Origin of the sequence: Bartonella sp. AC158YNML (genome assembly GCF_042196725.1) — a bacterium.
GTDB lineage: Bacteria > Pseudomonadota > Alphaproteobacteria > Rhizobiales > Rhizobiaceae > Bartonella.
This window is the reverse complement of sequence record NZ_JBHIQU010000005.1, coordinates 134,648-143,080: the sequence shown is the minus strand read 5'-3', so window position 1 is coordinate 143,080 and position 8,433 is coordinate 134,648. Positions and strand designations below refer to the sequence as shown.

At 39.2% G+C, this 8,433-nt stretch carries 6 protein-coding genes; 3 read left to right on the top strand and 3 right to left on the bottom strand.

All coding sequences use genetic code 11. The annotated features are described in order from the left end of the window. The first annotated feature begins 398 nt into the window (after window positions 1–398). Entirely contained in the window at window positions 399–2,384 is a 1,986-nt protein-coding gene (locus ACFIM1_RS04565) for a M23 family metallopeptidase (RefSeq protein ID WP_375608206.1), read from the top strand. An 887-nt stretch (window positions 2,385–3,271) separates the two neighbouring features. Here the strand turns inward: ACFIM1_RS04565 and ACFIM1_RS04560 are convergent. The 3 genes from ACFIM1_RS04560 to ACFIM1_RS04550 form a co-directional block, all read right to left on the bottom strand. Beyond that, complete coding sequence (locus ACFIM1_RS04560; protein WP_375609353.1) at window positions 3,272–4,696, bottom strand: sensor histidine kinase; 1,425 nt, start codon at window positions 4,694–4,696, stop codon at window positions 3,272–3,274. 225 nt (window positions 4,697–4,921) lie between these two features. Beyond that, window positions 4,922–5,476: an RNA polymerase sigma factor gene (locus ACFIM1_RS04555; protein WP_375608204.1), complete on the bottom strand. Its 555-nt coding sequence runs from the start codon at window positions 5,474–5,476 to the stop codon at window positions 4,922–4,924. 7 nt (window positions 5,477–5,483) lie between these two features. Beyond that, window positions 5,484–5,687, bottom strand: coding sequence for a NepR family anti-sigma factor (locus tag ACFIM1_RS04550; protein WP_375608203.1), 204 nt, complete (start codon window positions 5,685–5,687; stop codon window positions 5,484–5,486). Window positions 5,688–5,856: 169 nt separating this feature from the next. On the opposite strand from ACFIM1_RS04550, the gene ACFIM1_RS04545 reads away from it, so the two are divergent. Beyond that, window positions 5,857–6,651 (top strand): response regulator, encoded by a 795-nt coding sequence (locus ACFIM1_RS04545; RefSeq protein ID WP_375608202.1) that lies wholly within the window; start codon window positions 5,857–5,859, stop codon window positions 6,649–6,651. Window positions 6,652–6,673: 22 nt separating this feature from the next. Continuing rightward, window positions 6,674–7,687, top strand: a complete 1,014-nt coding sequence (locus tag ACFIM1_RS04540; protein WP_375608201.1) for a sensor histidine kinase — start codon at window positions 6,674–6,676, stop codon at window positions 7,685–7,687. Window positions 7,688–8,433 lie beyond the last annotated feature (746 nt).

Sequence of the window (8,433 nt, the reverse complement as noted above, 5' to 3'; positions counted from 1 at the left end):
ACAAAAGAGTCAATATCATTTTTTATTTTTTTTTAAAATAAAATATTGTAAACAACTGGTTGTATTTCAAGACATTATAGGCAAAATAAGAAGCGTATAAAAATAAAACATGAAAACAGAAAGAATTAAAGGAAGCATGGCGCCTTTAAAGTAAAATATAGCATCCCATTGCGATGCGTAAAAATAAGAAGTCCCTAGGAATGGGTTAATCATAATAACGCTTGTTTTATCTTACTTTAATAAGGAAATTTTTCTGCACAGGTACGATTTATAAAGACATTGCGGTATAAAGAGAATTCGCATGATCTGTAATTTGTAAAAAGAATCAAATTCTTGTAGAAACAGGCTAAGCTATGCTAGCTTTCTTTATTTAATATTGAAAAGTACTCTTAAAATCTATGTGGGATAACGAACAACAAAAAAACGATCCCGGACAGGACCCTGCTCTTGTCGTCAAACGCTTGCGTCCTGAGCGCAGACAGGTCTCTGCTCGTTGGCTTACAGGAACCATTCTGACAGGAATCACTTCCTGCATTCTTATGGGTATTGCACTTTTTACAGCTCTTGATGAACAACAGCGATTGGTAACACCGCCTCAATGGTTTACGCAAGAAAACCTATCAGAATCACAAGATCTTGAAGCCAATGGCTATAAAGGTGATCGCATTTCTCCCACCCATGCACGGCAAAGCTTTGACAGAAAACGTCAATTTGAATTATCGATTCTACAAAAAAAAGGCGATGAAAAGGTCATTCAAACACAACATTTTGAATGGATTCGTATGGCTTTAGCCGAAAAGCGCCCCCAGAAATATAGCTATCCCAAATTTGATTCTTTAAGCATTCTTGCCAGTGATTCGACTAATCACAGCGCTAAACTACAAGATTCTGGACAGATTTATGGAGCAAAGGTCGAAACAAAAATCACCTTACGCAGCTATGACTTTAAGGTAAATCAATTCGATTTTGATGACACTTATACGCTGACAGATGAAGAAGCACAACAAGAAGTACAAAAAGCTGGATTTACTTTAGAAAAAAGTACCGAACTACTTTCAGTACTCACATTGATTGATCCTTTAAAATTAGAAGATACATCTTCCCCTTCTCAAGAAACAGAGCCCCCTGAAGTCCGTATCGTGCAAGAAAATGTAACCGTTTCTCCTCAAAGTCACCGTATTGATCTGACGAAAAACTATGTTGAAGATATTATTCCTATTCGAAAAAAACAAAAGATAGCCGATGCTTTCAAAAAAACCAGTTATACCAAAGAGCAAATTGAACAGGTTGTAAAAACGCTAGAAAAAATAAGCCTTTCCGATACCCTTAAAGAGGGAAGCCTTTTACGCATTGGCATCGTGACACAAGCGGGAGAAGAAGACCATCTCGTACGCGCAAGTATCTATCAAGGAATGCATCATATTCTCACCATTGCCCTGAATGATAAAGGCCAATTCATTGAAAGCACAGAGCCTAAAATGTCTAAAGCACTTAAAACGGCTTTTCAAAATGGTATTCCACATTCTTATATCAATAGCGCGCAATTACCAACGGCTTATGATGCACTCTATAGTGCTTTGCTAAGCCATAATATATCACAATCTCTCTCTCATCGTCTTATTCGTCTGCTTGCCACCAATATTGATATGAAAAGCCAGATAACCCCCAATGATCAGATTGAAATATTTTATGCCATACCACAAAGCGATAAAGAAACCCAAAACGGCAAAAAGAACTTAAAAGCCAAAGAACCCTCCAAGAACACTGATCCAGAAATTCGTTATATTAGCGCCACTTTTGGGAATACAACTTATAAATATTACCGTTATCAATTAAAAGATGGAAGCGTTGATTATTATGATTCTGAAGGGAAAAGTTCAAAACCTTTCTTGTTGCGCAAACCCACACCAAATGGCATTTTTGGCTCTCCCTTTGGCCCACGCAAACACCCTATTTTAGGCTATATTCGCATGCATACGGGTGTTGATTGGGTTGCTCCTAAAGGATCACCCATTATTGCTGTAGGAGATGGTATTGTCACAAAAGTAGGTGTAACAGGCGGCTATGGAAATCACACGGAAATTCAACATGCCAATGGGTATATTAGCAGTTATTCACATCAAAGTCGTTATGCACCAGACATCAAACCAGGCGTGAAAGTACGACAAGGACAAATCATTGGATATGTCGGATCAACAGGAATGGCAACTGGTCCCCATTGTCATTTTGAAATCATTGTCAATGGCGTCAAAGTTGATCCCATGCGCATCCGTATACCGGATAGCAAAGCCTTAACCAATCAAGACCTACAAACATTCCTACAAGAAAAAAACAATATTGATTCTTTGATAAACAGCCCGATACCCCCCTCTGAAGAGACTTAAAGCATGAAACACCTGCAGCTTTTTATGACTTAAACATCTAAAAAATATGCTTGAGCGCTTAATTTTTTTCAAAGCGATTTCCGCACTTTAAAGATCTGTAAAGGATACGCCGAAAGATATAACCACTCAAAGCAGCATAACAAGGATCAAAAATTAAACGCTCTCCTTTTCAGGTTTACCCACAACAGAAAAGTGCAAAATATGACACTCAAAAAAGCTAACGCTTCTTGTTTCTTTTATTAAAACGATAGCCCCCCTTATTTGCCATGCAATAAAATCTTAAATCAAAGATGTGCCCCCTAAAGGATGAAGATTCTAAAACGCCCATCACTCTATAAACAATCCAGCTTTTTATTGAACAGATTCCACTGGTTGAACACTGATGCTGTTAAAGCCCCAAAGGAGGGTGCTTCATGAGTTTTACGAGCACGTTTTACCTTAAGAATATTTCTCCCACACGCTTACAAAAACACCCTCTATTTAAAATTTTAACAACCCTTACAAAAAGAATAAAACGTGAAAAAACTCTCTCTTTGCAAAAAAAATCGAGCGTATCAATGTAAATATTATTGGTTCAAGCAAGCTCTTATTCAAAATAAATTTAAAGGCTAACTTCAGCACTTCAAAGCTTTAAGAAAGGAGAATGTTAAAAGCCATAATTAGAGTCAATAAAGCAAAAAGTCAGAAACAAATATGACACCAAAAGATGAAAAAATAAAGTTGCCTTTCTTGAAGACAATCAACAATTCTAAGATGAAGGTGATGTATTTGCGCTATTAAAGCCTTATTTTATCCTCCTTCTTGTGAAAAGGCGCCCTCCCCATGCCTTCGCGATAAATCAAAGGAAGCTTACCACTGGCAAAGAAAAAATTTACCATTTTTTAAAATCAGTCAGAGATTTTTTTTGAACTATTCGTGCTAAGTTTTGGCAAAGGAATGATAATCTTTGTGCCTCCTAAAGCAGAAGTTTCAAACAGAGGTTTTTCACCAAATTGCATACAAAGCTGTTCCACAACCACACGACCAAGTCCTGTCTTTTGTTTTAAAGTTTGGCTCTTCATCCCCACGCCATCATCTTCTACAATGAGCATCAATTGTCCATTTGGCTCAGGACCAAAGGAGATATAAATATGGCCCGACCGTTGATCAGGAAAGGCATGTTTTAAAGAATTGGTCAGCAACTCACCAAGGATAATTCCAAGTGTTGTTGCATCTCTTGAAGACAGGCGACACTCTTTAAAGTTGGTGTGAATGGTGATGTTTTCACGCAATTCAAAAGGAACCGCCAATTCGACATCATGCACAACAGAACTGAGAAACTCTGCCAATAGTGTCGTTTCCATATCATCACTTAAACGCAAACGACGATGTGCTGTGGAAATTGTCTGAATACGATCCCGTGCAGCCCCTAGAACAGCACGGACTTCTTCATTTTTACTCCGACTTAACTGAAGCCCCAGCAAAGAAGACACCGTGCCAAGAGAATTGCCAATGCGATGGCTTGCATCCTGCAACAATATTTCAACCCGTTGGCGTTCTTTTTCGGCGTGATTGCGTGCTTTTTCTAATTCTTGTGTTCGTTCCTTCACGCGTGCTTCTAGAGCGATATTTTCGCTATGGAGCAGCAATTGATACAATTTTAAAGAACGCACATCACGATGAAAACGATTAATAACAAAATAGGCCGAAACAAAAGTACTAACAACAGAAACAATAGCCGCCAATGTTAAAGCAGCACGCATCAATGCGATACCCTCGCGCTGTTTTTGGCGCACCACATCATCCCCATTAATAAAACTTGTCATCAATTGCGCTAAACGTGCCACGGGAATCTTTGATACTTCCAAAGATGTGGAAGGTTGAGAAGATTGATCAGTCCCTGTATCAAGAGCATGCATATGGGCATTCATAAATGCTTGTCTTGCTTCGACTTCCTTTTTAAAAGCCCTAAACCACTCATCCCATTGCGGATGCGCATAAACAATAAGAGCTATATAATCGAGAATATCCCCCAACTCCCGCTCTGAATTTTCAAAACGTATTTTATCTTCCACCTTGCGCGTTTTTGCATAACTGCGATCAGCAACAGCCATATCAATCAAGCTAATAAGAACCAAATCAGCCTGTTCGCGCAATTCTGAACTTGTATTCAACTGGGCGACTTCTCTATCAACGGCATTTGAAAGCAACATAATAAAAACCGATGCTAAAAGAGCCATAACAAGAGAAACAACAATCGCGGCCCATCGCCAGCGTGATATCGTTACATCAGAAGAAGGCATTTGAGGCAGCAAATTTGTCTTTGTTGTCATAGAATTTCCATTGGCGAACTTGAAAGACGTCATTTTTCAGCACAAAGGAAGGCAGCCTTATGAAACATAAGGTCAAAAGCCCGTGAGAGAGTTTCATACAGGCTTTTCTTGTGTTCCAAAGGATACACGCCAAACACTCTGAATTTCCTCAGATACTGACTTTACTGTAATAGCTATAACGGGAATAAAAAAAACAAGGCTATCGATCATAATTATTATGCTTTTTTAGCCGTTAAATGAACATAATGTACTCCCAGCGGAATAAGAATCAGGACCATAATCGGATTCACCATTAACATTAAGAAGTTCTTGTAATCGATTACGCGCCCTACTCACACGGCTTTTAATGGTTCCAACAGCACACCCACAAATAGTTGCAGCATCTTCATAGGAAAATCCTGATGCCCCAATGAGAATAATGGCTTCTCTTTGATCAGCAGAAAGCAGATTTAAGGCTTTTTTAAAATCTTGCAAATCAAGGGATCCATATTGAGCAGGATGCACAGCGACATTTTGAGTAAACACGCCATCAGTATCTTGAACTTCCCGCCCCTTTTTGCGCATTTGACTATAAAATTCATTACGCAAAATCGTAAAAAGCCACGCTTTAAGATTGGTTCCCATCTCAAAACTGTCTTGCTTAGCCCATGCTTTCATAACAGTATCTTGGACCAAATCTTCGGCTTTATCGTGCTTGCCACTTAAAGAAACAGCAAAAGCGCGTAAAGCCGGCAACACCAACAGGAGTTCTTGTTTAAAGTTTTTTGTGCACTTTGACATAAAGGATTCAAACCTTTTCCACATTGTTTAAGCTAAATTGCTCTGCGCGCTCCAACCTCTCTAAAAGCTCGAGCAAACACCGTGGTAGTGCTTCTTCCTGAATTTCCATGTAAAATTGGCGTAATTTCCGTGCTATTTCGCTATTGACCCCGAGAAGATCATCTCCAACTGTAAATTGTGTGGTGAGATTTTTTTCATCACGGTCGTTCATTTTTCATCCCCCTAATCCATATAATATCAGTAGCACCGCGAAGAATTTTTTCGCCTTATGGTTGTAAATATAGCTATCGGTAAAAAGTTCCATACAAATCAAGGAACTTTTTTATCAGTTGAGAATTTCAACCAACAAAATGCTTGCAAGGTAAAAGGAGTTATAAATTATGTCATTATCAACGCGCATTGCCCCACATCTTCCCTATCTTCGGCGTTTTGCCCGCTCTGTCACCGGCAGCCAATTTTCTGGGGATGCTTATGTATCAGCGATGCTGGAAGCACTCATTGCCGACATCTCCATTTTTCCCAAAGCCTCCAGTGATCGAATTGGAACCTATTGGCTTTTTTGCCATCTTTTTGACCAAACCACACCGAATATTCCTGAACCCCTGCCCCAATTTGGTCTTGAACAAAAAACCAGTGCCAAATTATCGTATCTCACGCCCCGTGCACGCCAAGCATTTTTGCTCATTGCCGTTGAAGGGTTTCATGAACAAGAAGCCAGTGAAATCATGAATCTGGATACGAAGGAATTCCGCAAGCTTCTCAACCAAGCATCCCTTGATATTTCTCAACAAATTGCCACGCAAGTGATGATTATTGAAGATGAACCTCTTATTGCGCTTGATATTGAGCAAATGGTAGAAAGCTTAGGTCATCATGTTGTAGGAATAGCGCGAACGCGCGATGAAGCTGTCATCATGTATCATAAGAAAAAACCACGGTTGATTTTGGCTGATATTCAATTAGCCGATAACAGTTCAGGTATTGACGCGGTCAACGAGATTTTAAAAAATGACCGTATACCGGTAATTTTCATCACGGCTTTTCCCGAAAGGCTGCTGACCGGCGAGCGTCCAGAACCAACTTTTTTAGTGACCAAACCTTTTAACCCTGATATGGTGAAAGCGCTTATTTCCCAAGCTTTATTTTTTCAAGAGAATGCTTCTAAAGCAGCTTAGAACAGAGTAACATCTTAAAATTATGGTCGTTACACCTCTTTCAAAGCCTCCCATGGAAAGATCTCACATGAGTGCGCTCATGCAAGCGATTCATGGTGCTGATATTTGTGTTCTCTATCAGGCAACAAATCTGGTTTATTTATGGGCTGAAAACTTGCCGCACCATTTGCACCATAAATGGCGGGTTGGGTGTCGTGACAGCGACTTTTTTTCGCTTGACCTTGCAGACAATATGGAAACCATCAAACTGCAAGTTTTAGCCAGTGGCAAAATGCAAACTGTTGAAGCACGTTTTGAAGATATAAGCAAACAAGAGATTTGGTACAAATTTTCTATTGATTGCCACCGCAATGATACCGGAGACATTATCGGTATTATCACCACTGGTGTTAACATTTCCGGCTTACGCCGACGCGAACAAGTGCTTAAAATCCTCCTTCGAGAAGTAAGCCACCGTTCTAAAAATCTTCTCGCGATCATTCAAAGTATTGCCAGCCAAACCGCGCGCTATACTGAATCTCTTCAAGTTTTTCTACGCAAATTTCAAGGTCGTCTTCATTCTCTTTCTCATTCTCAAGATCTGATTACCGATTCTGATTGGCGTGGTGCTCAATTTCGCGAATTAGTCCAAACGCAAGCTTTAGGCTATTTAATGAAAGAAACAGAACGTTTTTCACTTGAAGGCATAGATCCTTACCTCTTTCCCAATGCCGCTTTGCATATTGGTTTGGCTTTCCATGAATTGATTGTCAATTCTCTTTCTTTTGGTGTTTTATCGCAAGAAAAAGGTAGTGTCTGTGTACGCTGTGAAATCGAAACAAAACTGAATGGCAAAACGCAACTTATCATCACTTGGAATGAAAATTTCGAATCCAGCGTCTCTCCCACAAACAATATAAAAGCTTGTTTTGGCAGTGCTGTTCTTGAAAAAATCGTTCCCATTTCTGTCAATGGTTCAGCTTCGCTCACATTAACAGAAGAAGGGATTGTTTATAGCCTCTCTGTTCCTGATACTTATTTTGATATTTTGTCTTAAAGCGCCTTTCAAACAATAAACAAGGGAAGGTTCCCCTCTCCAAAAAAAATTCTAATCCGTTCTATGAAGCACAAAAAGATTGTCCAATCTTTTTAAATCAACCTCTATAGTTCCTCAAACCTTAACGATGAGAACTTAAAGCCGCATAAAGCCCTTTCCTGTTCATCAACCTTTATCGCTCATACAGCTGCTATTTTAAGACAGATATTAAAACGATTAAGAGCAAGCAGTCAGCTTTTATAGACCAGATCAAAGTGCGCATATTGCACATATCTTTTAGCGTAATTTCCATAATGGGTCTATAATTTCATCACGACAACATCTTTTAAATCGCGGCCATTACACATTTTATGCTCTTATTTATCGTGTTCTTTCATGGGGTCATTCTCTTCACTCCCAATAGAGCATCCAAAACAAAAATATAAGACATATATTTGCGTTTCTCATTTACACACTTTTTTAATATTTCCCAGCACGTTCAAGCCCATTTCAAAACAGCCACTGTAAGTGTATAAGCCATTAAGCACGCTCTCCTTACTTCACTTCATGCCCCTCTTTACCTCATGAAAGTACTAGCTGCGCATTATAATACCATTTCCCCCATGTTACAACAAGCTCTTGACATCTGAGAGAATTCATCAAAGGCATTTAGTCCTTTCTTTAAATATTTTTACCCCTCCTTTTTATGACGTGCGAACCAATGATTTTGCTCGATTCAATATAGAACATCCTTGCCTTGGGAACTG

Coding starts and splice junctions, on each gene's coding strand:
- ACFIM1_RS04560 (WP_375609353.1), bottom strand. CDS start 4,696: ATGACAACAAAGACAAATTTGCTGCCTCAAATGCCTTCTTCTGATGTA.
- ACFIM1_RS04555 (WP_375608204.1), bottom strand. CDS start 5,476: ATGTCAAAGTGCACAAAAAACTTTAAACAAGAACTCCTGTTGGTGTTG.
- ACFIM1_RS04550 (WP_375608203.1), bottom strand. CDS start 5,687: ATGAACGACCGTGATGAAAAAAATCTCACCACACAATTTACAGTTGGA.
- ACFIM1_RS04565 (WP_375608206.1), top strand. CDS start 399: ATGTGGGATAACGAACAACAAAAAAACGATCCCGGACAGGACCCTGCT.
- ACFIM1_RS04545 (WP_375608202.1), top strand. CDS start 5,857: ATGTCATTATCAACGCGCATTGCCCCACATCTTCCCTATCTTCGGCGT.
- ACFIM1_RS04540 (WP_375608201.1), top strand. CDS start 6,674: ATGGTCGTTACACCTCTTTCAAAGCCTCCCATGGAAAGATCTCACATG.